The organism is Pseudomonas sp. B611 (genome assembly GCF_055407965.1).
This window is the reverse complement of record NZ_JBUZST010000002.1, coordinates 338,731-363,916: the sequence shown is the minus strand read 5'-3', so window position 1 is coordinate 363,916 and position 25,186 is coordinate 338,731. Positions and strand designations below refer to the sequence as shown.

22 protein-coding genes are annotated in these 25,186 nt (G+C 61.8%); 12 read left to right on the top strand and 10 right to left on the bottom strand.

Going from position 1 to position 25,186, the window contains the following annotated elements; genetic code table 11:
• Positions 1 to 25 precede the first annotated feature (25 nt).
• From lptM to ACZRMO_RS06640, 6 genes are read left to right on the top strand one after another with little or no spacing between them, the layout of a single operon-like run.
• Positions 26 to 193, top strand: a complete 168-nt coding sequence (lptM, locus tag ACZRMO_RS06665; protein ID WP_017845169.1) for an LPS translocon maturation chaperone LptM — start codon at positions 26 to 28, stop codon at positions 191 to 193.
• 9 nt (positions 194 to 202) lie between these two features.
• A complete protein-coding gene (gene lysA / locus ACZRMO_RS06660) occupies positions 203 to 1,450 on the top strand; it encodes a diaminopimelate decarboxylase (RefSeq protein WP_463972315.1) in 1,248 nt (415 codons plus the stop codon).
• 3 nt (positions 1,451 to 1,453) lie between these two features.
• Positions 1,454 to 2,284: a diaminopimelate epimerase gene (gene dapF / locus ACZRMO_RS06655; RefSeq protein WP_463972314.1), complete on the top strand. Its 831-nt coding sequence runs from the start codon at positions 1,454 to 1,456 to the stop codon at positions 2,282 to 2,284.
• A 13-nt stretch (positions 2,285 to 2,297) separates the two neighbouring features.
• Positions 2,298 to 3,014, top strand: a complete 717-nt coding sequence (locus tag ACZRMO_RS06650) for a DUF484 family protein (RefSeq protein WP_017736988.1) — start codon at positions 2,298 to 2,300, stop codon at positions 3,012 to 3,014.
• A 2-nt stretch (positions 3,015 to 3,016) separates the two neighbouring features.
• On the top strand, positions 3,017 to 3,916 hold the full coding sequence (xerC, locus tag ACZRMO_RS06645) for a tyrosine recombinase XerC (RefSeq protein WP_124526891.1): 900 nt from the start codon (positions 3,017 to 3,019) through the stop codon (positions 3,914 to 3,916).
• The gene (locus tag ACZRMO_RS06640; RefSeq protein WP_463972313.1) at positions 3,913 to 4,608 is read left to right on the top strand and encodes an HAD family hydrolase; all 696 of its coding nucleotides are present in this window, start codon (positions 3,913 to 3,915) and stop codon (positions 4,606 to 4,608) included. Before xerC ends, ACZRMO_RS06640 begins: the two co-directional genes overlap by 4 nt.
• Before the next feature lie 194 nt (positions 4,609 to 4,802).
• Here ACZRMO_RS06640 and sutA read toward each other — a convergent pair whose 3' ends face one another.
• The 3 genes from sutA to glnK form a co-directional block, all read right to left on the bottom strand.
• Positions 4,803 to 5,138: a transcriptional regulator SutA gene (sutA, locus tag ACZRMO_RS06635; RefSeq protein WP_463972312.1), complete on the bottom strand. Its 336-nt coding sequence runs from the start codon at positions 5,136 to 5,138 to the stop codon at positions 4,803 to 4,805.
• A 348-nt stretch (positions 5,139 to 5,486) separates the two neighbouring features.
• Positions 5,487 to 6,824 (bottom strand): ammonium transporter, encoded by a 1,338-nt coding sequence (locus ACZRMO_RS06630; protein ID WP_017736993.1) that lies wholly within the window; start codon positions 6,822 to 6,824, stop codon positions 5,487 to 5,489.
• Between the two features lie 34 nt (positions 6,825 to 6,858).
• Positions 6,859 to 7,197, bottom strand: a complete 339-nt coding sequence (gene glnK, locus ACZRMO_RS06625) for a P-II family nitrogen regulator (protein ID WP_002555808.1) — start codon at positions 7,195 to 7,197, stop codon at positions 6,859 to 6,861.
• Positions 7,198 to 7,619: 422 nt separating this feature from the next.
• On the opposite strand from glnK, the gene ACZRMO_RS06620 reads away from it, so the two are divergent.
• Both ACZRMO_RS06620 and ACZRMO_RS06615 read left to right on the top strand, forming a co-directional pair.
• Complete coding sequence (locus ACZRMO_RS06620) at positions 7,620 to 7,883, top strand: accessory factor UbiK family protein (protein WP_124526893.1); 264 nt, start codon at positions 7,620 to 7,622, stop codon at positions 7,881 to 7,883.
• Between the two features lie 217 nt (positions 7,884 to 8,100).
• A complete protein-coding gene (locus ACZRMO_RS06615) occupies positions 8,101 to 9,609 on the top strand; it encodes a YifB family Mg chelatase-like AAA ATPase (RefSeq protein WP_463972311.1) in 1,509 nt (502 codons plus the stop codon).
• Positions 9,610 to 9,619: 10 nt separating this feature from the next.
• Here ACZRMO_RS06615 and ACZRMO_RS06610 read toward each other — a convergent pair whose 3' ends face one another.
• Positions 9,620 to 10,849 (bottom strand): benzoate/H(+) symporter BenE family transporter, encoded by a 1,230-nt coding sequence (locus ACZRMO_RS06610; protein WP_463972310.1) that lies wholly within the window; start codon positions 10,847 to 10,849, stop codon positions 9,620 to 9,622.
• A 105-nt stretch (positions 10,850 to 10,954) separates the two neighbouring features.
• Here ACZRMO_RS06610 and pdxR point away from each other — a divergent pair, with 105 nt between their 5' ends.
• Positions 10,955 to 12,454 carry a MocR-like pyridoxine biosynthesis transcription factor PdxR gene (gene pdxR / locus ACZRMO_RS06605; protein ID WP_463972309.1) on the top strand — a complete coding sequence of 500 codons (1,500 nt, stop codon included), beginning with the start codon at positions 10,955 to 10,957 and terminating at the stop codon, positions 12,452 to 12,454.
• A 42-nt stretch (positions 12,455 to 12,496) separates the two neighbouring features.
• On the opposite strand, the gene ACZRMO_RS06600 is transcribed toward pdxR, so the two are convergent.
• Together ACZRMO_RS06600 and ACZRMO_RS06595 are read right to left on the bottom strand one after the other, a co-directional pair.
• The gene (locus ACZRMO_RS06600) at positions 12,497 to 14,473 is read right to left on the bottom strand and encodes a methyl-accepting chemotaxis protein (protein WP_463972308.1); all 1,977 of its coding nucleotides are present in this window, start codon (positions 14,471 to 14,473) and stop codon (positions 12,497 to 12,499) included.
• A 180-nt stretch (positions 14,474 to 14,653) separates the two neighbouring features.
• Positions 14,654 to 15,571, bottom strand: a complete 918-nt coding sequence (locus tag ACZRMO_RS06595) for a LysR substrate-binding domain-containing protein (protein WP_463972307.1) — start codon at positions 15,569 to 15,571, stop codon at positions 14,654 to 14,656.
• 152 nt (positions 15,572 to 15,723) lie between these two features.
• Between ACZRMO_RS06595 and ACZRMO_RS06590 the strand changes: the two genes are divergently transcribed.
• Entirely contained in the window at positions 15,724 to 17,127 is a 1,404-nt protein-coding gene (locus ACZRMO_RS06590; RefSeq protein WP_463972306.1) for a NorM family multidrug efflux MATE transporter, read from the top strand.
• 144 nt (positions 17,128 to 17,271) lie between these two features.
• Here ACZRMO_RS06590 and ACZRMO_RS06585 read toward each other — a convergent pair whose 3' ends face one another.
• Positions 17,272 to 18,936 (bottom strand): putative bifunctional diguanylate cyclase/phosphodiesterase, encoded by a 1,665-nt coding sequence (locus ACZRMO_RS06585; RefSeq protein ID WP_207040354.1) that lies wholly within the window; start codon positions 18,934 to 18,936, stop codon positions 17,272 to 17,274.
• A gap of 255 nt (positions 18,937 to 19,191) precedes the next feature.
• Here ACZRMO_RS06585 and rep point away from each other — a divergent pair, with 255 nt between their 5' ends.
• Positions 19,192 to 21,201 (top strand): DNA helicase Rep, encoded by a 2,010-nt coding sequence (gene rep, locus ACZRMO_RS06580; protein ID WP_017737724.1) that lies wholly within the window; start codon positions 19,192 to 19,194, stop codon positions 21,199 to 21,201.
• A 57-nt stretch (positions 21,202 to 21,258) separates the two neighbouring features.
• The gene (locus tag ACZRMO_RS06575) at positions 21,259 to 21,831 is read left to right on the top strand and encodes a xanthine phosphoribosyltransferase (protein ID WP_124526902.1); all 573 of its coding nucleotides are present in this window, start codon (positions 21,259 to 21,261) and stop codon (positions 21,829 to 21,831) included.
• A gap of 138 nt (positions 21,832 to 21,969) precedes the next feature.
• On the opposite strand, the gene ACZRMO_RS06570 is transcribed toward ACZRMO_RS06575, so the two are convergent.
• The 3 genes from ACZRMO_RS06570 to ACZRMO_RS06560 form a co-directional block, all read right to left on the bottom strand.
• Entirely contained in the window at positions 21,970 to 23,892 is a 1,923-nt protein-coding gene (locus tag ACZRMO_RS06570) for an acetyl-CoA hydrolase/transferase C-terminal domain-containing protein (protein ID WP_463972305.1), read from the bottom strand.
• A 137-nt stretch (positions 23,893 to 24,029) separates the two neighbouring features.
• Positions 24,030 to 24,440, bottom strand: a complete 411-nt coding sequence (locus ACZRMO_RS06565; RefSeq protein ID WP_026136673.1) for a c-type cytochrome — start codon at positions 24,438 to 24,440, stop codon at positions 24,030 to 24,032.
• Positions 24,441 to 24,621: 181 nt separating this feature from the next.
• Entirely contained in the window at positions 24,622 to 25,170 is a 549-nt protein-coding gene (locus tag ACZRMO_RS06560; protein ID WP_003176893.1) for a cupin domain-containing protein, read from the bottom strand.
• Between the last annotated feature and the right edge of the window lie 16 nt (positions 25,171 to 25,186).

Sequence of the window (25,186 nt, the reverse complement as noted above, 5' to 3'; positions counted from 1 at the left end):
TTAATGCATATTCAAGGATTTCGCCATGAAGCGCCTGATCTCTTCCCTTGCTGCGCTCGTCGCGGTCGCTTGCCTCGTTAGTGCCTGTGGTCAAAAAGGCCCGCTGTACCTGCCCGATGACAGCAAAGACCCGAATGAACAGGCGCAATCGTCGCAAAAGCCTGCCAAAGCGCATAAGCACGACACCTACTAAGGGAAATCCATGGACGCTTTTAACTACCGGGACGGCGAGCTGTTCGCGGAAGGCGTGGCGCTGTCCGCGATTGCCGAACGTTTTGGCACCCCGACCTACGTGTACTCCCGTGCGCATATCGAAGCCCAATACCGCAGCTTTGCCGACGCGCTGGAAGGCACGCCGAGCCTGGTTTGCTACGCGGTCAAGGCCAACTCCAACCTGGGTGTACTGAATGTCCTGGCGCGTCTGGGCGCTGGTTTCGACATCGTCTCCCGTGGCGAGCTGGAACGTGTACTGGCCGCCGGCGGCCAGGCTGACAAGATCGTATTCTCCGGCGTCGGCAAGAGCCGCGAAGACATGCGCCGCGCCCTCGAAGTCGGCGTGCATTGCTTCAATGTCGAGTCCACCGACGAACTGGAGCGCCTGCAAGTGGTTGCCGCCGAGATGGGCGTTCGCGCGCCGATCTCCCTGCGCGTCAACCCGGACGTCGATGCCGGCACCCACCCGTACATTTCCACCGGTCTCAAAGAGAACAAGTTCGGCATCGCCATTGCCGACGCCGAGGACGTGTACATCCGCGCCGCCCAACTGCCGAACCTGGAAGTACTGGGCGTCGACTGCCATATCGGCTCGCAACTGACCACCCTGCCACCGTTCATCGACGCCCTCGACCGCCTGTTGGCGCTGGTCGATCGTCTCGGCGAATGCGGCATCTACCTGCACCACATCGACCTCGGTGGCGGCGTGGGCGTGCGTTATCGCGACGAAGAGCCGCCGCTGATCGCCGACTACATCCAGGCCGTGCGCGAGCGCATCGAAGGCCGCGGCCTGACGCTGATGTTCGAGCCGGGCCGCTATATCGTCGCCAATGCCGGCGTACTGCTGACCCAGGTCGAGTACCTCAAGCACACCGAGCACAAGGATTTCGCTATCGTCGATGCGGCGATGAACGACCTGATCCGCCCGGCGCTGTACCAGGCCTGGATGAATGTCACCGCCGTGACGCCGCGCGACAGCGCAGCCCGCGCCTACGACATCGTCGGCCCGATCTGCGAGACCGGCGACTTCCTGGCCAAGGATCGTCAGCTGGCCCTGGAAGAAGGCGACCTGCTGGCCGTGCATTCGGCCGGTGCCTACGGGTTTGTCATGAGCTCCAACTACAACACCCGCGGCCGTACCGCCGAGGTGCTGGTGGACGGTGATCAAGCGTTTGAAGTGCGTCGCCGCGAGACGGTAGCCGAGTTGTATGCTGGCGAAAGCCTGCTGCCGGAGTAAGCCATGCTGCTGCGTTTTACCAAGATGCACGGGCTGGGCAATGACTTCATGGTCCTCGACCTGGTCAGCCAGCACGCGCACATCCTGCCCAAGCACGCCAAACAATGGGGTGACCGGCATACCGGCATTGGTTTCGACCAGTTGCTGATCGTTGAAGCACCGAGCAACCCGGAGGTGGATTTCCGTTATCGGATCTTCAACTCCGACGGTTCCGAAGTGGAACAGTGCGGCAACGGTGCGCGCTGCTTCGCCCGCTTTGTGCTGGACAAGCGCCTGACCGCCAAGCGTCAGATCCGCGTCGAGACCAAGAGCGGCGTGATCGAGCTGGACATCCGCAGCGACGGCCAGATCAGCGTCAACATGGGCGCGCCACGCCTGGTGCCGGCAGAGATTCCGTTCGAAGCCACCGAGCAAGCTACTAGCTACGCGGTGGATGTCGACGGCCAGATCGTCGACCTGGCCGCCGTGTCCATGGGTAACCCCCATGCGGTGCTGCGGGTCAACGACATCAATAACGCGCCCGTGCATGAATTGGGGCCGAAGATCGAACACCACCCGCGCTTTCCGGCACGGGTCAACGTAGGCTTCCTACAGGTGATCGACCGTTCCCGCGCGCAATTGCGCGTCTGGGAGCGCGGCGCCGGCGAAACCCAGGCTTGCGGCACCGGTGCTTGCGCCGCGGCCGTAGCCGCGATCAGCCAGGGGTGGATGGATTCGCCGCTGCTGATCGACCTGCCCGGTGGACGTTTGTCCATCGAATGGGCAGGCCCAGGCCACCCGGTGCTGATGACCGGGCCGGCCTCGCGTGTATACGAAGGACAGGTCCGTCTATGAGTGAGCCCAGCTAATGACCGATAAGCCTCAAGTACCCGCACAAGCATCCCCGAGCGACAGTCTGGAGGCCGCTGCCGTCGCGGCGTACCTTGAGGCTAACCCGGACTTCTTCGTCCAGCACGAAGAACTGCTGCCGGCCCTGCGCATCCCCCACCAGCGTGGCGACACCGTGTCGCTGGTGGAGCGACAGATGAAGATCCTGCGCGAGCGCAATATCGAAATGCGCCACAAGCTCTCGCATTTGATGGACGTGGCCCGCGACAACGACCGCCTGTTCGAGAAAACCCGGCGCCTGATCCTCGCACTGATGGATGCCACCAGCCTGGAAGAAACGGTGATCGCCGTGGAGGACAGCCTGCGCCAGGATTTCCAGGTGCCCTTTGTCAGCCTGATCCTGTTCAGCGACAACCCCATGCCGGTGGGCCGTTGGGTCAGCGGCAGCGATGCGCAAACCGCCATTGGTGGCCTGTTGTCCGAAGGCAAGACCATCAGCGGCACCTTGCGCGAGCATGAGCTGGACTTCCTCTTCGGCGCCGAACAGCGCCAGCAGATCGGCTCCACCGCCGTCGTCGCCCTCAGCCATCAAGGCCTGCATGGCGTGCTGGCCATCGCCAGCCGTGATCCGGCGCACTACAAAAGCTCGGTGGGCACGTTGTTCCTGACCTACATCGCCGAAGTGCTGGGCCGCGTCTTGCCGCGCTTCACCACCGCCCTGCGCGCGGTGCGCTAGCCATGGAACGGCAACTGGACGCTTATTGCGCTCACCTGCGCAACGAGCGCCAGGTGTCGCCCCATACGCTGGAAGCCTACCGGCGGGACTTGAACAAGGTCCTGGCGTTCTGCGAAAAACAACAGATCAGCAGCTGGAAAGCCCTGGATATCCAGAGCCTGCGCAGCCTGATCGCACGCCTGCACCAGGCCGGCCAATCGTCTCCCAGCCTGTCGCGCCTGCTGTCGGCGGTGCGCGGGCTCTATCACTACCTCAATCGCGAAGGCTTGTGCGACCACGACCCGGCCAACGGCCTGTCGCCGCCCAAGGGCGAACGGCGCCTGCCCAAGACACTCGACACCGACCGTGCCCTGCAATTGCTCGATGGTGCGGTCGAAGACGACTTCCTCGCCCATCGCGACCAGGCGATCCTTGAGCTGTTCTATTCCTCGGGCCTGCGCCTGTCGGAGCTGACCGGCCTGAACCTGGATCAACTGGACCTGGCGGACGGCCTGGTGCAGGTACTCGGCAAGGGCAGCAAGACCCGCGTGCTGCCGGTGGGCCGCAAAGCCCGGGAAGCCCTGCAACTGTGGCTGCCGTTGCGCCTGCTGACCAACCCGGCCGACGATGCGGTGTTTGTCAGCCAGCAGGGCCGGCGCCTGGGGCCGCGTGCCATCCAGTTGCGCGTCAAGGCCGCTGGCGAGCGCGAGCTGGGGCAGAACCTGCACCCGCACATGCTGCGGCACTCGTTTGCCAGCCATATGCTGGAGTCGTCCCAGGACCTGCGCGCCGTGCAGGAACTGCTCGGCCACGCCGACATCAAGACCACGCAGATCTACACCCATCTGGACTTCCAACACCTGGCAACGGTGTACGACAGCGCCCATCCACGGGCCAAACGCATCAAGGGCGGCGACTCATGAGTATCAAGCTGATCACCTTCGACCTGGACGACACACTCTGGGACAACGTACCCGTCATCATCAACGCCGAAGCGTCGATGCGCGAATGGCTGGCCACCCATGCACCCAAGGTCGGCGAGTTGCCGCTGGAGCATTTCGCCAACCTGCGCCAACAGGTGCTGGCGCGCGATCCCGAGCTGAAACACCGCATCAGCATCCTGCGTCACCGGGTGTTGACCCACGCCTTTGAAGAAGCCGGTTATCCGCAGCCCGAGGCCACGCAAATGGCCGATGTGTGCTTTGAAGCGTTCATCCATGCGCGCCATCAGCTCACCCCGTTCCCTGAAGCCGAGCCGATGTTGCAGGCGCTGCGCCAGCACTTCCTGCTGGGGGTCATCACCAACGGCAATGCCGATGTGCAGCGTGTCGGGCTGGCCGATTACTTCCATTTTGCCCTGCGCGCCGAAGATATCGGCATCGCCAAGCCGGATGCGCGATTGTTTCAGGAGGCGATGAAGCGCGGTGGGGTGGACGCCAGTGCGGCGGTGCATATCGGTGATCATCCGGGGGATGACATTGCCGGGGCGCAACAGGCGGGGCTGCGGGCGGTGTGGTTTAACCCGATGGGTAAGGTGTGGGATGCGGATAAGCGCCCGGATGGCGAGATTCGTAACCTGGCGCAATTGCCAGAGTTGCTGCGCAGCTGGCAGTAACAGCGAAGATCAAAACTGTGGGAGCGGGCTTGCTCGCGAATGCGGTGTATCAGTCGGCACATCAGTGACTGACAGACCGCATTCGCGAGCAAGCCCGCTCCCACATTTGGTATGCGGTGGGCCTTAGGAATTTATTCCGGGCATGAAAAAGCCCGCAGCGACGGCGGGCTTTTCTTACAAGCAGGTGGCTGACCTCAGATAGGTCGGCTGCCGTACTTGTTATCCGGCTTCTTCGGTGGATCGGCCACCACGTTGGCCTCGACTTCCTGCACTTTGCCGCCTTTAGCGAGGAATTCTTCCATCGCACGGGCCAACGCATCGCGCTCTTTGTTCTTGGCTTCAACGCTTGGCAGTTCGTCTACCGAAACAGCGGCCTTGGCTTTGCCTTTGGCTTTCGGTGCTGCGTCGTCACCGCCACCGTCTTCGGCTTCGTCGGCACCGTCGTCAACGGCTGCAGCGTCAAGACCTTCATCGGTCTCGTCGTCATCACCTACTTCGAGGTCGTCGTTTTCCAGATCATCGTCGCTCATGTTCTACCTCATGACTTGCGAAAAGCAGATTAGTTATAGCCCAGCTTCATCCCCTGTCGAGGCCGCCGGAAAAAAATCAACATCCACTGGATAACCAGTGGCTTATGCCCCATCACCGTGAAAGGTGGCGAGGACTTCACAAGCAGCGCCATGATCACGCTGCTCGCCCAGATAAATACAGTTTTGCGCCCATCGGCGCGCATTCTAGCGCGCTCTGGGAAAAAACAAAGTGCCGAATACGCCTACATGCCTGTAAGACATTCGCATGCAGGGACGCGCCGTGTGCTCTCTCTCACAAACACCAGACAAAAAAATGCCCGGCAAGCCGGGCATCTTTTTTTCGCGTACTTACAAGTTGTAGCCGCGTTCGTTGTGTTGCGCCAGGTCGAGGCCAACAGCCTCTTCCTCTTCGGTGACCCGCAGGCCCATGACCATGTCCAGCACCTTGAGGATGATGTAGGTCACGATCGCCGTGTAGATCACGGTGAAGCCGACGCCTTTGCACTGGATCCAGACCTGTGCAGCCACGTCAGTCACAGTGCCGAAGCCGCCCAATGCAGGGGCTGCGAACACACCGGTGAGGATCGCACCGACGATACCGCCGATACCGTGCACGCCGAATGCGTCCAGGGAGTCGTCGTAGCCCAGCTTGCGCTTGAGGCTGGTGGCGCAGAAGAAGCAGATCACACCGGCAACCAGGCCGATCACCAGGGCGCCCATCGGGCCTACGGTGCCAGCGGCCGGAGTGATTGCCACCAGGCCGGCTACCACGCCCGAGGCAATGCCCAGTGCGCTTGGCTTACCGTGGGTGATCCACTCGGCGAACATCCAGCCCAGCGCCGCAGCAGCAGTAGCGATCTGGGTGACCAGCATCGCCATGCCGGCAGTGCCGTTGGCCGCGGCGGCGGAACCGGCGTTGAAGCCGAACCAGCCGATCCACAGCATGGCTGCACCGATCAGGGTGTAACCGAGGTTGTGCGGTGCCATTGGGGTGGTCGGGAAGCCTTTACGCTTGCCGAGCACGATGCACGCCACCAGGCCAGCCACACCGGCGTTGATGTGCACCACGGTGCCGCCGGCGAAGTCCAGCACGCCCCAGTCCCACATCAGGCCACCGTTGCCGCTCCAGACCATGTGTGCAATCGGCGCATAGACCAGGGTGAACCAGATAGCCATGAAGATCAGCATCGCGGAGAACTTCATGCGCTCAGCGAAGGCACCGACGATCAGGGCCGGAGTGATGATGGCGAAGGTCATCTGGAAGGTGATGAACACCGCCTCAGGGAACAATGCCGCAGGCCCGGTGATGCTGGCCGGGGTTACGCCCGCCAGGAACGCCTTGCCCATGCCGCCGAAGAAGGAGTTGAAGTTGACCACACCCTGTTCCATACCGGTGGTATCGAACGCGATGCTGTAGCCGTAGACAACCCACAGGATGCTGATCAGGCCAGTGATGGCGAAGCACTGCATCATCACCGACAGAATATTCTTGGAGCGGACCATGCCGCCGTAGAACAGCGCCAGGCCAGGGATAGTCATGAACAGCACCAGTGCGGTGGCGGTCAGCATCCAGGCGGTGTCGCCGGAGTTGAGGACTGGAGCAGCCACTTCGTCTGCCGCCATGGCCAGGCTTGGCATTACGATGGACAACAGGGCTCCGAGCCCTGCGAATTTACGCAGAGTCATATTGTTTTCTCCTGGGGCGTTGGGGTTTGGCGGCTTAGATTGCGTCGGTATCGGTTTCGCCGGTACGGATGCGAATAGCCTGTTCCAGATTGACCACGAAGATCTTGCCGTCACCGATCTTGCCGGTGTTGGCCGCCTTGGTTATCGCCTCGATAACCCGGTCAAGATCCTTGTCGTCAATGGCGACATCAATCTTCACCTTCGGCAGGAAATCGACCACGTATTCCGCGCCGCGATACAGCTCGGTGTGACCCTTCTGCCGACCGAAGCCTTTGACCTCAGTAACGGTAATGCCCTGCACGCCGATCTCGGACAACGACTCGCGTACATCGTCCAACTTGAACGGCTTGATGATGGCAGTGACTAGCTTCATGAAAACTCTCTCCCGAATTGGTGGACTTGCCCCAGGAAAACAAACCCGTCTCAAGTCTAAGCGCAGTGCCTGGCTTTGTAACGCGTCGTCGCGAAGGCAATTGCCTTTGTGACGCCAGCGATCCACTGGTGACGAAACCTGTACCCCTGATCCGTCGGCGCACTGCATTCGTCACAGCGACTGCATCAGTGCATGGGTCATGATCGTCTAAGCAGAAACCTTGCCAGCTCCGTAAAAATCACTGAAATCAGTCCTTTGCCCACGTTTGCCCAGCTGCGGGGTGTTTTGACGACGGCAATGCGCACAAAAACAGTGCGCCGGTGTGCGGCGCGCTGCGCGAAAAGCGTGCGCTGGCGGCGGTAAAAAAGACTATAGACGCCGCGTGATACACTGCCGGCCAACAGTTTCTCGGAATATTTCCCATGCTCGCGCCCAAAGACCTCCTCGACGCCCTGAGCGGCCACGCCTCTCGCCTGTTCAGCGGCGAAACCCCGCTGCCCCGCAACGAAATCGAAAGCCAGTTCAAGGCGCTGCTGCAAAGCGGCTTCAGCAAGCTCGACCTGGTGAGCCGGGAAGAGTTTGACAGCCAGATGGTCGTGCTGGCCCGCACACGTGCGCGGCTGGAGAGCCTGGAAGCGAAAGTCGCCGAACTGGAAGCGCGACTCACACCGCCACCTGCTGAATAAACGCGGTCCATGTGGGAGCGGGCTTGCTCGCGAAGGCGGTCTGTCAGTTACTGATGTGCTGACTGACCCGCCGCATTCGCGAGCAAGCCCGCTCCCACATTTGATCTGCATCGTCCTCCAGATACGTTCTGTAAAACCTCCCTCCATCGATAGTTTCACTCCTCGTCTACCCTTGAAAAACCCGCAGGAAGCGGCCTCTCCATTTCAAGGAACGATCATGTCCCTCGCCATCGTCCACAGCCGCGCCCAGGTCGGCGTCGAAGCCCCGGCGGTCACCGTCGAAGTGCATATGGCCAATGGTTTGCCGTCGCTCACCCTGGTGGGCCTGCCCGAAACCGCCGTCAAGGAAAGCAAGGACCGCGTACGCAGCGCCATCCTCAATAGCGCGCTGCAATACCCTGCCCGCCGCATCACCCTCAACCTCGCGCCCGCTGACCTGCCCAAGGACGGCGGGCGTTTTGACTTGGCGATTGCCCTGGGCATTCTGGCCGCCAGTGTGCAAGTGCCGGCGCTGATGCTCGATGAGGTGGAGTGCCTGGGCGAACTGGCGCTGTCCGGCGCGGTACGTGCGGTGAAGGGTGTATTGCCAGCGGCATTGGCGGCACGCAAGGCCGGGCGCACCGTGATAGTGCCCAGGGCGAATGCCGAGGAGGCGTGCCTGGCGTCGGGCTTGAAGGTGATTGCGGTGGATCACCTGTTGCAGGTCGTGGCGCATCTGAACGGGCACCAGCCGATTGAGCCTTACAGGTCCGATGGCTTGCTGTACTTGAACAAGCCCTACCCGGACTTGAGCGAAGTGCAGGGCCAACTCGCGGCCAAGCGCGCCCTGTTGATTGCGGCAGCAGGCGCACACAACCTGCTGTTCAGCGGGCCTCCCGGAACGGGCAAGACCTTGCTCGCCAGCCGCCTGCCCGGTTTGTTGCCGCCACTGAGCGAACAGGAAGCGCTGGAAGTGGCGGCGATTCAATCCGTGGTCAGCCTGGCGCCCCTGAGCCATTGGCCGCATCGCCCGTTTCGTCAGCCCCACCATTCGGCGTCAGGGCCGGCCTTGGTCGGCGGCGGAACAAAGCCGCAGCCAGGGGAAATCACCCTGGCGCACCACGGCGTTTTGTTTCTGGACGAGTTACCGGAGTTTGATCGCAAGGTGCTGGAGGTTCTGCGCGAACCTTTGGAGTCGGGGCACATCGTCATCTCCCGCGCCCGCGACCGAGTGAGCTTCCCCGCGCGCTTTCAATTGGTGGCCGCGATGAACCCCTGCCCCTGTGGCTACATGGGCGAACCCAGCGGGCGCTGTCGTTGTACGCCGGAGCAAGTCCAGCGCTATCGCAACAAACTCTCCGGGCCGCTGCTGGACCGGATCGACCTGCACCTGACCGTCGCCCGGGAGACCACCGCGTTGAACCCGGCGCCGCAAACCGGCGACAACACGGCCACCGCGTCGGCACTGGTGGCCCAGGCCCGGGAGCGCCAACAAAACCGCCAGGGCTGCGCCAATGCATTCCTGGATTTGCCTGGGTTGCGCCAGCATTGCGCGCTTTCCAAGCCAGATGAAGCATGGCTGGAAAGCGCGTGCGAGCGGCTGACCCTGTCCCTGCGCGCCGCGCACCGGCTGCTGAAAGTCGCGCGCACCCTGGCGGACCTGGAGCGCGTGCAGACTATCGGTCGCCAACACATTGCCGAAGCCCTGCAATACCGGCCAGCAGCGTGCAGCCAGGCTGATCACTGATAGGCGAGCCTTATCGCGTGGAGCCCTTGATCGAAACGTCTGCTGCCGCCTTTCTCCTTGGCAGGCGGCCATTGAGCAGGACATACGCTGCCAGCCCGATCAACAGCCCCCAAAACGCCCCGCCTATGCCCAACAGGGTGATGTTGGCGGCGCACGCCAGAAAGGTGATCAGCGATGCTTCACGGGATTTGGCATCAGCCATGGCGCTGGCCAGGCTGGCGCCGATGGTACCGAGCAGGGCCAGCCCGGCCAGCGTCGTAATGAAGGTGGCCGGGAACGCCATGAACACCGCGGCCAGCGTCACCCCGAAGACTCCGATGAGGATGTAGAACACACCTGCGGCAACCCCCGCGATCCAGCGCTTGGATGGGTCCTGCGAGGCTTCCTTGCCGGTACAGATGGCGGCAGTGATGGCCGCCACGTTGAACGCGTGGGAGCCAAAAGGCGCCATTAACAGTGAGCCCAGCCCCGTCACCGTGAGGATCGGGTTGGCGCTGATCTTGAAGCCATCGTTGCGCAGCACCAGCATGCCCGGCATGTACTGCCCCGTCAGTGTGATCAGAAACAACGGCAGTGCCACGCTGAGCAGCGCATTGAGCGAGAACTCCGGCTGGGTGAACACCGGCGCCGCCAATTGCAGCGATAGCCCCGAAAGATCCACACGCGCCTGCGTTAACAAAAACGCCAGCCCCAGCACCAAAATGCCTACGACGGCATAACGTGCGGTAAACCGCTTGAGCAGGATGTAAGCGGAAATCAGCAACCCGACCAACACTGGGTCGAGGCTCATGCCCGCAAACGCGCCGACCCCGAACGGCAGCAAGATACCGGCGAGCAGCGCGGCGGCGATGCCGGGCGGAATCAAGCGGATGAGTTTTTCGAAACAGCCCGACAACCCCAGCAACACAAAGGCGGCAGCTGACAGCATGTACGCACCGACCGCCTCGGCGTAGGGCGTCGTGGACAACGCAACCACCAGAAACGCCGCGGCGGGTGTCGACCACGCGGTGATGATCGGCTGGCGGTTTGCCCAACTCAGATACAACCCGGTGACGCCAACGCCAATCGACACCGACCACACCCACGATGCCGTCAGCTCAGGGCTGAGCCCCGCAACCCTGGCCGCCTGGAACACCAGGATAAAGGTGCCGCCATAATTGACGAGCACCGAAATGAGCCCGGCAATCACCGGGTGGAACAGGTCGCGCCAGCGCAGCGGCGACGATAGCGAAGAGGACATGGGGCTTTGCTCCTTGCGGTGGATAGGTGATAGCGGCAAGCGTTAAAGTCTACGGAGAGACTGGCCTGCCTCTACCGGCCAATTCATCAAGGATGAGCAGACCGCATGGCAAAAACATTCGAGCTGGAAACGCTGCAAATGCGGCTCAATGATGCTGAATTCCGCCTGCTGGACCTGCATCAGCGAATTCAGCGCGCATTGCGGGCGCTGATCCTCGACGGCGCACTGGCGCCCGGATTGAAACTGCCGGCGACGCGGGTATTGGCGAAATCACTGGGGCTTGCCCGCGACACGGTGGAAAACGCCTACGTGCAGTTACACCGCGATGGTTTCATCGTGCGGCGCGCAGGCTCTGGCAGTTATGTGTGCGATGCCATCGGCGCAGAATTGCGCGGCGCCTCACGCCGACGCATCAAGGCCAAGGAAGCCAAAAGCAGCCAGGTGGCAGACGGTGCCGGCTTGAGCCAGCGCGGGCAAATGATCCTCGACAGCGGTGGCGTGAACGATCAACAGGTCATCAAGGCGTTTGCCACCGGCCTGCCGGAAACCCGGACGTTTCCGACAGCCGTCTGGGAGCGCCTGCAACGCCAGGTGATGAAGGACCATCGCAGCAACGTGCTGTTGCACGGCGACCCGCAAGGGGCAGAGCCGTTGCGCAAAGCCATCGCCACCTACTTGAACCTTGAACGTGGTGCCAAGTGCTCGCCGGACCAGGTCCTGGTGCTGAGCAGCACGCGCCAGGCGCTGTTCCTTTGCGCACAGCTGCTGGTGGACGTCGGCAAGCCGATCCTGTTGGAAAACCCAGGCTACTTCGGCGCCAAAAAAGCGTTTGAAACCGCCGAGGCCAGGGTGGTGCCGATCGATGTGGATGAACAGGGCATACGCACCGACCTGCTGCACGCCGACCGCAGCGGCGCCCCCTGCGTGTATGTGACGCCCTCCCACCAATACCCGACCGGCGCCACATTGACCCTGGAACGTCGTCTTGAGTTGATCAACTGGGCAGCGGCACAAGGCAAGTGGATCATCGAGGACGACTATGACAGCGAGTTTCACTACCAAGGCAAACCCACCGCCTGCGTGCAGGGCCTGGACAAGTACCGGCGCACGCTTTACATCGGCACCTTCAGCAAGACCCTCTACCCCGGCCTGCGCATGGGCTACATGGTGCTGCCAGCCGAACTGGTCAAAGCCTTCACCTACGCCCGCAGCATGATGGACGGCCACACGCCGCAGATCCTGCAACTGACGCTGGCGCGCTTTATGGAGGACGGGCATTACAACGCCCACGTACGGGCCATGCGCAAACTCTACGGCGCACGCCAAACGATCATGTTGGAGGCTATCGGCAAGCATCTGCACGGTGTGGTGACAGCCTGTCGCCCGCCGGGCGGGCTGCAAATCCCCTGTTTGCTGCACGAAGGCTGGCCAGAAGAAACCACCATTCGCCAAGCCGCCAGTGCCGGTGTGCAGTTGCCCGGCCTCAGCCGGTTATATGCTGGCGACGGAAAAAAGCAGGGCTGGCTGTTGGGCTACTCGTCCTTGAACGCCCATGAAATCGAAACCGCAATGGTGCGCTTGGCCGGTGCGCTGAAAAAACCCTAGGCAAGCCCCGGTTCCGAGGAGCCGGGCACGCCTTGTTTAGCGTCAACGGAAGCGGTCGACCTCTTGGCGCAAGCCAGCCGCCAACGTCTCCAACTCCCTGGCCGTAATCGCCAGGTTCGACACCACTTCACGCTGCTCGCTGTTGGCCAGCGCAATGCTCTGCAAGTTGCTGCTGAGCAACGTCGCCGTGCTGCTCTGCTCCTGGGTTGCCGTGGTAATCGCGGCAAACTGCTGCCCCGCCGAGCGGCTTTGCTCGTCGATGCGGGCCAGGGCCGAGGCCACGTCGGCGTTGCGCGACAGGCCTTCCTGCATCAGCACATTGCCGTGTTCCATGGTGGTGATGGCGTTGCCGGTTTCCTGCTGGATGCTCTGGATCATCCCGGAAATTTCGTCGGTGGCCTGGCGGGTGCGCGACGCCAGGTTGCGCACCTCATCGGCGACCACGGCAAACCCACGGCCCTGCTCACCGGCGCGGGCGGCTTCGATGGCGGCGTTGAGTGCCAGCAGGTTGGTCTGGTCGGCGATGGCGGTAATCGTTCCGACAATTCCGCCGATCTCCTGGGAACGCTGGCCGAGGGTGTTGATCACCGTGGCCGTGCTGTTCAGCGCGGTGGCGATATGTTCCAGGGACGACGAGGCCTCCTGCATCGAGTTGCGACCGATGCGCGTCTGCTGGGCGTTTTCCTGGGCGAGGCGCTCGGTATTGCCCATGTTGTCGGCAATGTTCAGCGAGGTGGCGCTGAACTCTTCCACGGCGCCGGCCATGCTGGTGATCTCGCCCGACTGCTGCTCCATGCCTTCATAGGCACCGCCAGACAACCCGGACAACGCCTGCGCCCGGCTGTTGACCTCTTCGGATGCCTTGCGGATATGCGAAACCATGGTCGACAACGCTTCACCCATCTGGTTGAAGCTACGCGCCAGTTGGCCGATTTCGTCATGGCTGGACACGTTCAAGCGCGCGCTCAAATCGCCGGCACCCAAGGCCTCGGCCTGGCGCACCAGGTCGCTCAATGGCTGCAATTTGCTGCGCAACAGCCAGACAGCCGCACCGACCGCCAGCAACATCGCCAGTACGCTGCCGATCACCAGGCGAATCCCCACGGCCCAGGTGACGGCACGGATCTCAGCCTTCGGCATGCTTGCCACCACCGACCACGGGCCGCCCTCGAACGGCACCGCGACGCTGTAGAAGTCTTCGTTCTTGTCGCTCCAGAATCGCCCGGCACCCGGCTTTTTCGCCAGATCGAGCACTACCGGGATCGCCTGGTCCAACGCCTGCACGCCCGCCGGTGGCACCAGCCACTTCTTCTGCTCATCGAGCAAGGCCAGGGAACCGGTCTGGCCGATGCGGAAGCGCTTGAGGTTGTCGAACTGGGCGTTCTGCGCGTCGGTGTAATCAAAGCCCACAAACAGCACGGCAATGACTTTGCCTGCGCCGTCGCGTACCGGCGTGTACTGGGTCATGTAGGAACGTTCGAACAACACCGCACGACCGACGTAGTTCTGCCCGGCCAGCAGGCGTTGATAGGCCGGATGCTGGTGATCCAGCACAGTGCCGATGGCGCGGCTGCCATCCTGTTTGGTCAGGGAAGTGCTGATGCGGATAAAGTCCTCACCATTGCGCACAAACACTGTGGCCACGCCGCCCGAGGTGTCCTTGAACTCATCGACTTCGGCGAAATCGTTGTTCAACAGGTCGCTGCCCAGGAACAGGCTCGGGGTCTGTACGCCGGCCACGGTGACTGGCTGGTCGGCACGCACACTCAAACCGGCGCCGAAGCGCTTTTCAAACAGCCCGCTCAAACGCTGGGTGCTTTCGCGCAAGGTGCTGTGGAAGGTATTGAGTTGGTCGGCGAGCAGGCGCGCTTCGCTGGCCAGGTGCTCCTCGCGGGTGTCGAGGTTGGCGGAGTCGAGGGAACGCAAGGCAAACACGGTACTGCCGCTGATGACGACAGCCAGAATCACGGCGAGCGCGAGGCCTAGCTGGGAGGCAATCCGGGCGCGAGGTTGAGACATGACAGCTCCTGGCCGAGGCCAGGATCATCCTGATCTCATAGCGCTGCTCGGCAATTTATCTAGTGGGAAGCGTTGGGGCACGATGGTTCCAACACACCTACTTCGGCGTGCGCGGGCAATACTTGAGCGATTCACAGGGTTATCGCGCAAACGATTGCACGAACGGTATTGCACGCATGCTCACAGGCGCTCGACCTCGGGCAATTCCATGGCCTTGACCTCGCTTTGCAGGAAGTCCGCCAAGCGCCGCAGCCGCTCACCGCCGGGGCGGGTTTTCGGCCACACCAGGTAGTAACTTTCCCCACTGGCCACGGCGGTGGGCCACGGTAGGCTCAAGCGCCCCTGGGCCACATCTTCGGCCACCATCAACAAATCCCCCATGGACACGCCGTAGCCTCGCGCGGCGGCGATCATGCCCAGTTCAAGGGTGTCGAACACCTGCCCGCCCTTGAGCGATACCTGCGACGACAAGCCCATACGCTCCAGCCAACTGCGCCAGTCGCGGCGGTCGGGCGTGGGATGCAACAGCTCGGCCGTCGCCAGGCGTGCAGCGTCCCACGGCCCGTCGTCCAGCAAGTTGGGGGCGCCGACCGGGATCAACAGCTCCGGGTACAGGTAGCACGCGTCCCAATCCGCCGGGAAATGCCCGTAGCTCAACAACACCGCACAGTCGAAGGGCTCCTGGTTGAAATCCACCTCATCCACGTTCATCCACGCGCTGGTCAATTGCACTTCGTTGCCCGGCTGCAAGGCGCGGAAACGACTGAGCCGCGCCAGCAACCAGCGCATGGTCAGGGTGGAAGGCGCCTTCATGCGCAGGATGTCATCTTCGGCGTTCAAGGTATGGCAGGCGCGCTCCAGTGCCGCAAACCCCTCGCGCACGCCGGGCAATAACAGGCGCGCGGCTTCAGTGAGCTGCAAGGTGCGGCCACTGCGCTGGAAAAGGCGACAGGCGAAGTGATCCTCAAGGGTGCGGATATGCCGGCTCACCGCACTTTGCGTAATAGACAGTTCTTCCGCCGCACGGGTGAAGGAGTTATGCCGAGACGCGGCTTCAAAGGCCCGCAGGGCGTAAAGAGGAGGAAGACGACGGGACATGAGGAACGCTCCGACAGCAGGATAGCGAAACCCTACCAGAATAGATCAGGCATGAGTTTTTATCATGTGAACCATCGCTTTTATCCCTTTGTGCAATCGGCCGAGAGCGCCGAGAATCAACCCTTCCACAACCCTCTGACTATTTGAGCGTGATGATCATGCAGCATCCAGCACGTACCGAACTCTGGGCCATTCTGCGGCTGTCGGGGCCGTTGATTGCCTCACAGTTGGCGCACATGCTGATGGTGTTGACCGACACCCTGATGATGGCTCGCCTGAGCCCCGAAGCCCTGGCCGGCGGCGGCCTGGGGGCGGCCAGCTATTCGTTCGTGGCGATTTTCTGCATCGGTGTGATTGCCGCCGTGGGCACCCTGGTGGCGATTCGTCACGGCGCGGGCGATATCGAAGGCGCCACCCGCCTGACCCAGGCCGGGCTGTGGCTCGCCATGCTGATGGCCCTGGCGGCGGCGTTGCTGCTGTGGAACCTCAAGCCGGTGCTGCTGATGTTTGGCCAGACCGAAACCAACGTGCAGGCGGCGGGGCAATTCCTCACGATCCTGCCCTTCGCCCTGCCCGGCTACCTGAGTTTCATGGCCTTGCGCGGCTTCACCAGTGCCATCGGCAAAGCCACGCCGGTGATGGTCATCAGCCTGTGCGGCACGGTCATCAACTACCTGCTCAACCATGCCTTGATCGAGGGCATGTTCGGCCTGCCAAAACTGGGCTTGATGGGCATCGGCCTGGTCACGGCCATCGTCGCCAACGGCATGGCCCTGGCGCTGATGTGGTACATCCGCAGCAACCGTGCCTATGCCGCTTACCCGCTGGGCACTGGCCTGCTGCGCCTCAACACCACCTACCTGCGCGAGCTATGGCGCCTGGGCCTGCCGATTGGCGGCACCTATGCGGTAGAGGTCGGGTTGTTCGCCTTCGCGGCGCTGTGCATGGGCACCATGGGCAGCACGCAGTTGGCGGCGCATCAGATCGCCCTGCAGATTGTCTCGGTGGCGTTCATGGTGCCGGCGGGGATGTCCTACGCGGTGACCATGCGCATCGGCCAGCACTACGGCGCCGGGCAGTTGCTGCAAGCACGCCTGGCCGGCCGGGTCGGCATCGGCTTTGGGGCAACGGTGATGCTCGGGTTTGCCGCCGTGTTCTGGCTGTTGTCCGACCCGCTGATCGGGCTGTTCCTTGACCACAATGACCCGGCGTTCCACGACGTGATCGTGCTGGCCGTCAGCCTGTTGGCCGTGGCCGCGTGGTTTGAGTTGTTCGACGGTGTGCAGACCATCGCCATGGGTTGTATCCGTGGGCTGAAGGACGCCAAGACCACGTTCCTGGTGGGCCTGGGTTGTTATTGGCTGATCGGCGCGCCAGCGGCGTGGCTGATGGCGTTCACCCTGGGCTGGGGGCCGACCGGGGTGTGGTGGGGCCTGGCGCTGGGGCTGGCGTGTGCGGCGGTGAGCCTGACGTGGGCGTTTGAGGCGAAGATGAAGCGGATGATTCGGCGGGAGCCGCAGGTTCAAGCTACATTTCAAGCCGCCCAGGCGGATTAAAGGTCTGACGCGGTCAAAACCTGTGGGAGCGGGCTTGCTCGCGAAAGCGGTGAATCAGATATAAATTCATTGACTGACCCACCGCTTTCGCGAGCAAGCCCGCTCCCACACAAGCCCGCTCCCACAGTCGATCGGCGTCGCCATTCAACCCAGTAAAGCCTCTCGGCCTTTTCCATAGGTGAGGTATTCCACCAACTCCGGCAACGGCAACGGCTTGCTGATCAGATAACCCTGGGCCTGGTCACACCCAAACAACCGCAACAACGCCAACTGCTCAGGGGTTTCCACGCCCTCGGCCACCACTTCCAGGTTGAGGTTGTGGGCCAGATTGATCATCGCGTGCACCAGCTTGCGGTTCTCTTCGCGCTCTTCCATGCCGCCGACAAAGCTCTTGTCGATCTTCAACAAGGCTATCGGCAGGCTGTTGAGGTGCACGAACGATGAGAAACCGGTGCCGAAGTCATCCAGGGAAAAGCGCACGCCAAGGCGGCCGAGGGCGTCCATGGTCTGCTTGACCAGGTCGCTGCGGCGCATCACCGCGGTTTCGGTCAGTTCGAATTCCAGCCATTGCGCTTCCACGCCACGTTCGGCAATCAACCGGCTGAGGGTGGACAGCAATTGGCTGTCCTGGAACTGGCGAAACGACAGGTTGACCGCCATGTGCAGCGGCGGCAGGCCGCGTTCGCGCAGGTCCTGCATGTCGCGCAGGGCGCGGGAAATCACCCAGTAGCCCAACGGTACGATCAGGCCGCTTTGCTCGGCCAGGGGCACGAATTCGCTGGGCGGCAACAGGCCACGTTCGCCGTGACGCCAGCGCACCAGGGCTTCCAGGCCGACGATATGCCCGTCGTCCAGGTCCAGGCGCGGCTGGTAGTGCAACTCCAGTTCGTCACGGCGCAAGGCCCGGCGCAGTTCACTTTCCAGGTCCGCCAGGCTGCGCGCGTTGCGGTTGATGCGTTCGTTGAAGATATGAAAGGTGCAGCCTTGGGTGCTTTTGGCTTGCTGCATGGCGATATGCGCGTGCCACATCAGCGGGTCGGCGCCGGCGCTGGCACGGGCGTGCGCCACGCCCAGGCTGCAACCGATCAGCAGGCTTTCGCCATCGACCCAATAGGGTTCGGCCATGACTTCGGTGATGCGCTCGGCCATCCACTCGGCGCGCTGGGGCGCACGGCGGGTGTCGATCAGCAAGGCGAATTCATCGCTGCCCAGGCGCGCCAGTTGGTCGCCGGCCTCCAACTGGCTCTTGAGCCGCGAGACCACTTGCAGGATCAACCGGTCGCCGGCCTGGTGGCCGAGGGCGTCGTTGGCATGGCGGAAGTTGTCGAGGTCCAGGTGACCGAGGGCCAGGCCGCGGCCTTCGTTCTCGGCCAGCCGCGCCGCCAGCAGGGTCTGGAAACCCTGGCGGTTGGCGATACCGGTGAGCGGGTCCTGTTCGGCCAGGCGTTGCAGGGTGGTTTCCAGCACGCCGCGTTCGCGAACGTGGCGCAGGCAGCGGCGCAGGGTGTCGGCGTCCAAGGCGGTCTGCACCAGCCAGTCGCTGACCCCCAGCGGTGAAACCAGCGGTTCCTGCTCCAGCAGCAATACGCACGGCAAGCTGCAACGGCCGGGGCCAGGTTGCAGGCCTGGCGTGGTCAATAGCACGGCACCGTGGTCGTCATCGAACAGACGACTTACGGAATCCCAATTTGGCGCGCTGATCAGCACAGCCCCATCGCCCATCGGCGCCAGGCACTCGCGCAACAACGCTGCCCACGCGGGCTCATCGGCCAGCAGCAGCAAACGCAAGGGTTCGACAGGCGTAGACAAGCTAGCTCCCTAGACTCTGCAAGAATTCGTTGGCGGCGGGCATTATGACGTGCGGCCTGATAATCACCAATGATAGGGGTTATCAAACACGCAGGTTGTAAACATTAGTCTCAATTGCCCTGACATCCTGCGGCAAAGTATCAAAACCGGCAAATTTAGATCGAGTGGTACGTCACACTGTCGTTCTGACAGAGCAGAATCCTGCCAGCCTGTTAAAATGCCCGCCCTTTTGAATAACGACTCCCTGAATTCTGTATGTCCCGACTCAATCCCCGGCAGCAAGAAGCCGTGAACTACGTCGGCGGCCCTCTATTGGTGCTCGCCGGTGCTGGCTCCGGCAAGACCAGCGTGATCACCCGCAAGATTGCGCACCTGATCCAGAACTGCGGCATCCGCGCCCAGTACATTGTCGCCATGACCTTTACCAACAAGGCGGCGCGGGAAATGAAAGAGCGCGTCGGCACCCTGCTCAAGGGTGGCGAAGGCCGTGGCCTCACCGTGTGTACCTTCCACAACCTGGGCCTGAACATCATCCGCAAGGAACACGCGCGGCTGGGCTACAAGCCAGGCTTCTCGATCTTTGACGAGACCGATGTGAAGTCGTTGATGACCGACATCATGCAGAAGGAATACGCAGGCGACGACGGCGTGGACGAGATCAAGAACATGATCGGCGCCTGGAAAAACGACCTGATTCTGCCGCCCCAGGCCCTGGAAAACGCGCGTAATCCCAAGGAACAGACCGCCGCCATCGTCTACACCCACTATCAGCGCACGCTCAAGGCGTTCAACGCGGTGGACTTCGACGACCTGATCCTGCTGCCCGTGAAGCTGTTCGAAGAGCACGCTGACATTCTGGAGAAGTGGCAGAACAAGGTGCGCTACCTGCTGGTGGACGAATACCAGGACACCAACGCCAGCCAGTACCTGCTGGTGAAAATGCTTATCGGTAAACGCAACCAGTTCACCGTGGTGGGCGACGACGACCAGTCGATCTACGCCTGGCGCGGTGCGCGCCCGGAAAACCTGATGTTGCTCAAGGACGACTACCCGTCCCTGAAAGTGGTGATGCTGGAGCAGAACTACCGCTCCACCAGCCGCATCCTGCGCTGCGCCAACGTGCTGATCTCGAACAACCCCCACGAGTTTGAAAAACAACTGTGGAGTGAGATGGGCCACGGCGACGAGATCCGTGTGATCCGCTGCCGTAACGAAGATGCCGAAGCCGAACGCGTGGCCGTCGAGTTGTTGACCTTGCACCTGCGTACCGACCGGCCCTACAGCGACTTTGCGATCCTGTATCGCGGGAATTACCAGGCCAAGCTGATCGAGCTGAAGCTGCAGCATCACCAGATTCCGTATCGCCTGTCGGGCGGCAACAGCTTTTTCGGACGCCAGGAAGTGAAAGACCTGATGGCCTACTTCCGGCTGATCGTGAACCCGGACGACGACAACGCCTTCCTGCGCGTGATCAACGTGCCGCGCCGCGAAATCGGTTCCACCACCCTGGAAAAGCTCGGCAACTACGCCACCGAACGCAAGATCTCGATGTACGCCGCCACCGATGAAATCGGCCTCGGCGAACACCTGGACACCCGCTTCACCGACCGCCTGTCGCGCTTCAAGCGCTTCATGGACAAGGTCCGCGAGCAGTGCGCCGGCGAAGACCCGATCAGCGCCCTGCGCAGCATGGTCATGGACATCGACTATGAAAACTGGCTGCGCACCAACAGTTCCAGTGACAAGGCCGCGGATTACCGCATGGGCAACGTCTGGTTCCTGATCGAAGCGCTGAAGAACACCCTGGAAAAAGACGAAGACGGCGAGATGACCGTCGAAGATGCCATCGGCAAGCTGGTGCTGCGCGACATGCTGGAGCGCCAGCAGGAAGAGGAAGACGGCGCCGAAGGTGTGCAGATGATGACCTTGCATGCCTCCAAGGGCCTGGAATTCCCCTACGTGTTCATCATGGGCATGGAAGAGGAAATCCTCCCACACCGCTCCAGTATCGAAGCTGACACCATCGAAGAAGAACGCCGACTGGCCTACGTGGGCATCACCCGCGCCCGCCAGACCCTGGCCTTCACCTTTGCCGCCAAGCGCAAGCAATACGGCGAGATCATCGATTGTGCCCCCAGCCGGTTCCTCGACGAACTGCCGCCGGACGACCTGGCCTGGGAAGGCAATGACGACACCCCGACCGAGGTGAAGGCCGTTCGCGGCAACACCGCCTTGGCGGACATACGCGCGATGTTAAAGCGCTAGAATCGACTACTTTTTAATCTACTTTCGGCGCGCATTGCGTCAACAGAGGAAGCTTTCGTGGAAGCACTGCACAAGAAAATTCGCGAAGAAGGCATCGTGCTTTCCGATCAGGTACTCAAGGTCGACGCCTTTCTGAACCACCAGATCGATCCGGCGCTGATGAAACTGATCGGCGACGAATTCGCTGCGCTGTTCAAGGACTCGGGCATCACCAAGATCGTCACCATCGAAGCTTCGGGCATTGCGCCGGCGATCATGACCGGCCTGAACCTGGGCGTACCGGTGATTTTCGCGCGCAAGCACCAGTCCCTGACCCTGACTGAAAACCTGCTGTCGGCGACCGTTTACTCGTTCACCAAGCAGGTGGAAAGCACCGTGGCGATCTCCCCGCGCCACCTCACCAGCAGCGACCGCGTGCTGGTAATCGATGACTTTTTGGCCAACGGCAAGGCGTCCCAGGCGCTGATTTCGATCATCAAGCAGGCCGGTGCCACCGTTGCCGGCTTGGGGATCGTGATCGAGAAGTCGTTCCAGGGTGGCCGTGCGGAGCTGGATGCGCAGGGTTATCGGGTTGAATCGCTGGCGCGGGTGAAGTCGCTGGCGGGTGGTGTGGTGACCTTCATCGAGTAAGCACTACTCCTGAGCGGGCACTGTTAAAAATGTGGGAGCTGGCTTGCCTGCGATCGCGGTGGTACAGCGACATTGATGTCGCCTGACACTCCGCTATCGCAGGCAAGCCAGCTCCCACATTTGGTTGTGTATTGCCTGTTAGTGTGCGGTGGCCTGTAAGCCCGCCAGCAGCAAACGCTGATATAGATCTTCTTTGAGCCCTTCCGGCTTATCCAACCCCATCCGCTTCAAGTGCCCGGGAAACACCTCCGGCTCCGGCGCATCCAACGCCGCCTTGCCCAACTCCAAAATCTCCGTCAGCTTGAATTTGCTCTTGAGCCAATTCAACGCGCGCAACAGATCCCGCTCTTCATCGCTGAAATCGCTGCCCAGCGGATACTCCGGAAACAACCGCGAATGCCGCGCCTGAATCGCCTGGAGGCGCTGCGGCGTGTTGTCGGCAAATCGCACATCCAACTGGAAATCCTTGGGCAACTTGCCGGCCTTTTGCGCTTGCTCGATCAAATCGCCCTGGAAACGTGAGTCGGTGATATTGAGCAACGCCTCGATCACCTTGGCATCGGTCTGACCGCGCAAATCGGCGATACCGTACTCGGTGATGACGATATCCCGCAGGTGCCGGGGAATGGTGCAGTGGCCGTAGTCCCAGACGATATTGGAACTGACCTCCCCCGCCGACTCGCGCCAGCTGCGCAGGATCAGGATCGACCGCGCACCTTCCAGCGCATGGCCCTGGGCGACGAAGTTGTACTGCCCGCCGACACCGCTGAGCACGCGGCCATCTTCCAGCTGGTCAGCCACACCGGCGCCGAGCAAGGTCACCATGATCGCGCTGTTGATAAACCGCGCATCCAGGCGTTGCAGGCGCTTGAGTTGTTCCTGGCCGTACAACTCGTTGATGTAGCTGATGCGGGTCATGTTGAATTCAAGGCGTTTGCTGTGGGTCATTTCCTGCAGGCGCTGGTAAAAACTGCGCGGGCCGAGAAAGAAACCGCCGTGGATCGAGACGCCATCAGATTGTGCCGCCTCATCGAGCAGGCCAGCATTGGCCTGCTCCTGGGTCGCCACATCCGGGTAAACCTTACGCCGCACAATCCCGGCATCCGCCAGCACCAGCAGGCCGTTGACGAACATTTCGCTACAGCCATAGAGGCCACGGGCGAAGGGATCGACGCCGCCTTCATGGCTGATCAGCGGCGCCCATTGGTACACATCGAGGTCGGTCAGCAGCAAGCGATAAGCTTCGTTGTCGGCCTGACGCGCCAACAGCGCAGCGGTCAGCGCATCGCCCATGGAGCCGATGCCGATCTGCAAGGTGCCGCCATCGCGCACCAGCGTGCTGGCATGCAGGCCGATAAAGTGATCCTGGACCCCCACCGGCATATTCGGCGTGGAGAACAGCGTGGTGCTGTCCTTTTCGTCGATCAGGTAATCAAACGCGTCCATGCCCAGCTCGGCATCGCCGGGCATGTAGGGCAAATCCGTATGGACCTGGCCGACGATCAGAATGGTTTCGCCGGCGTCGCGGCGCTTGGCGATCATCGGCAGCAGGTCGAGGGTGATGTCCGGGTTGCAGCTCAGGCTCAACCGGTCGGGATGTTCACTGCTGCTGGCCACCAGTTGCGCCACCAGGTTCAGGCCGGCAGCGTTGATATCGCGGGCGGCGTGGCTGTAGTTGCTGCTCACGTAATCCTGCTGGGCCGAGGCGCTATGGAGCAGGCTGCCGGGCTGCATGAAGAACTGCTGCACGTGGATGTTGTTGGGCAGGCTGTCTTTACGCAGGTCGGCGAGAAAATCCAGCTCGGGATAATCACCAAACACCCGCTCGATAAAGGGTTCGAGAAAACGCTTCTGCAAGCCGTCGCCCAGCGGTGGGCGGCCCAGGCTGAGTGCGGTGTAGATCGTCAGCGCCCGCTCCGGCAGCTTGGCGATGCGCCGGTACAGCGCATTGACGAACAGGTTGGGTTTGCCCAGCCCCAAGGGCATGCCCATGTGAATATGCGCCGGCAAGCGCGCCAGTACGTCGTCAACTGCCTGCTCGATTGAACACAACTGCACCATCCGACCCTCCTGAACATTCCGTGATTAGGGGTTGGACAGAGAGTGGCGGGTGTTTGCTGCAAAGAACAGCCCTGAAACAAAAATCGCGGGCACAAAAAAGCCGCTCGTAAGCGGCATTTTTGGCGAAGATCGGCGGATTAGAGCCCGGACATCTTCTTGATGGCACCTTTAAGGTCGTCATCCGAGCAATCAGCACAGGTGCCTTTTGGCGGCATGGCGTTGATACCGGTGATCGCCTTGGCCAGGATGCCGTCGAGGCCGCCCTGGTGATCGGCGCGCTCTTTCCAGGCAGCGGTATCGCCGATTTTCGGCGCGCCCAACAGGCCAGTGCTGTGGCAGGCGTTGCAGTGCTTGGCGATGATCTCGTCCGGGGTTTTTGCCCCGCCGCCGCCAGCGACAACAGCGACTTCCATCCCCTTGCATTCCTGGCCCTGGACGCACACCTGGCCGACAGGCTCCAGGCGCTTGGCAATGTCGTCATTGGTCGCAGCTTGAGCGCTGACAGCCCATAGGGCCAGTACGGTTGCTGGTGCAGCCAGCATTTTCATAATTAGGTTCACGCGTTCACCCTCAATGGTGGCTATTCACGCCTGCGGCCACGGTTTCGCAGGCGGCGAAAGTATAACGGTTAGCCCGCCTGGCCGAAACAACCCTATTAAATAAAGGGAGATTCGGCTTCACGGATACAGCTGTGGGTGTGTCTGCAACGCTGGCAGCACGCCTCTTTTCTTAAAAGTTCGCAGGTGTGGCTGCGCTGATTAGTCGCGCCGGCACGTCGAACGGATTGCGAAAACGATGGGGCTTGGTGCTTTCAAAGTAGTAGCTATCGCCCGCTTCGAGCACAAAAGTTTCAAGACCGACCACCAATTCCAGGCGACCCTCCACCAGAATCCCGGTTTCTTCGCCTTCATGGGTGAGCATTTCTTCGCCCGTGTCAGCGCCCGGCGGGTAGATTTCGTTGAGAAACGCAATCGCCCGGCTTGGGTGCGCCCGACCTACCAGTTTCATGGTCACGGCGCCGTCAGAGATGTCGATCAGCTCATTGGCTTTATAGACGATCTGCGTCGGTATTTCCTGGAGGATCTCCTCGGAAAAGAACTCGACCATGGACATGGGGATGCCGCCCAGCACCTTGCGCAAGGAGCTGATCGAGGGGCTGACGCTGTTTTTTTCGATCATCGAAATGGTGCTGTTGGTGACACCCGCGCGCTTGGCGAGCTCGCGCTGGGAAAGACCCTTCAGTTTACGGATGGATTGCAGTCGTTCGCCGACGTCCAATGCAGGAGCCTCCTAG

What these genes read in the sequence shown, in the direction of transcription:
- ACZRMO_RS06595 (WP_463972307.1), bottom strand. Translation starts at nt 15,571, where the DNA reads ATGTCCCGTCGTCTTCCTCCTCTTTACGCCCTGCGGGCCTTTGAAGCC.
- ACZRMO_RS06590 (WP_463972306.1), top strand. Translation starts at nt 15,724, where the DNA reads ATGATCATGCAGCATCCAGCACGTACCGAACTCTGGGCCATTCTGCGG.
- pdxR (WP_463972309.1), top strand. Translation starts at nt 10,955, where the DNA reads ATGGCAAAAACATTCGAGCTGGAAACGCTGCAAATGCGGCTCAATGAT.
- ACZRMO_RS06565 (WP_026136673.1), bottom strand. Translation starts at nt 24,440, where the DNA reads ATGAAAATGCTGGCTGCACCAGCAACCGTACTGGCCCTATGGGCTGTC.
- ACZRMO_RS06615 (WP_463972311.1), top strand. Translation starts at nt 8,101, where the DNA reads ATGTCCCTCGCCATCGTCCACAGCCGCGCCCAGGTCGGCGTCGAAGCC.
- ACZRMO_RS06620 (WP_124526893.1), top strand. Translation starts at nt 7,620, where the DNA reads ATGCTCGCGCCCAAAGACCTCCTCGACGCCCTGAGCGGCCACGCCTCT.
- dapF (WP_463972314.1), top strand. Translation starts at nt 1,454, where the DNA reads ATGCTGCTGCGTTTTACCAAGATGCACGGGCTGGGCAATGACTTCATG.
- ACZRMO_RS06630 (WP_017736993.1), bottom strand. Translation starts at nt 6,824, where the DNA reads ATGACTCTGCGTAAATTCGCAGGGCTCGGAGCCCTGTTGTCCATCGTA.
- ACZRMO_RS06610 (WP_463972310.1), bottom strand. Translation starts at nt 10,849, where the DNA reads ATGTCCTCTTCGCTATCGTCGCCGCTGCGCTGGCGCGACCTGTTCCAC.
- ACZRMO_RS06570 (WP_463972305.1), bottom strand. Translation starts at nt 23,892, where the DNA reads ATGGTGCAGTTGTGTTCAATCGAGCAGGCAGTTGACGACGTACTGGCG.
- rep (WP_017737724.1), top strand. Translation starts at nt 19,192, where the DNA reads ATGTCCCGACTCAATCCCCGGCAGCAAGAAGCCGTGAACTACGTCGGC.
- sutA (WP_463972312.1), bottom strand. Translation starts at nt 5,138, where the DNA reads ATGAGCGACGATGATCTGGAAAACGACGACCTCGAAGTAGGTGATGAC.
- lysA (WP_463972315.1), top strand. Translation starts at nt 203, where the DNA reads ATGGACGCTTTTAACTACCGGGACGGCGAGCTGTTCGCGGAAGGCGTG.
- ACZRMO_RS06640 (WP_463972313.1), top strand. Translation starts at nt 3,913, where the DNA reads ATGAGTATCAAGCTGATCACCTTCGACCTGGACGACACACTCTGGGAC.
- glnK (WP_002555808.1), bottom strand. Translation starts at nt 7,197, where the DNA reads ATGAAGCTAGTCACTGCCATCATCAAGCCGTTCAAGTTGGACGATGTA.
- lptM (WP_017845169.1), top strand. Translation starts at nt 26, where the DNA reads ATGAAGCGCCTGATCTCTTCCCTTGCTGCGCTCGTCGCGGTCGCTTGC.
- ACZRMO_RS06600 (WP_463972308.1), bottom strand. Translation starts at nt 14,473, where the DNA reads ATGTCTCAACCTCGCGCCCGGATTGCCTCCCAGCTAGGCCTCGCGCTC.
- xerC (WP_124526891.1), top strand. Translation starts at nt 3,017, where the DNA reads ATGGAACGGCAACTGGACGCTTATTGCGCTCACCTGCGCAACGAGCGC.
- ACZRMO_RS06650 (WP_017736988.1), top strand. Translation starts at nt 2,298, where the DNA reads ATGACCGATAAGCCTCAAGTACCCGCACAAGCATCCCCGAGCGACAGT.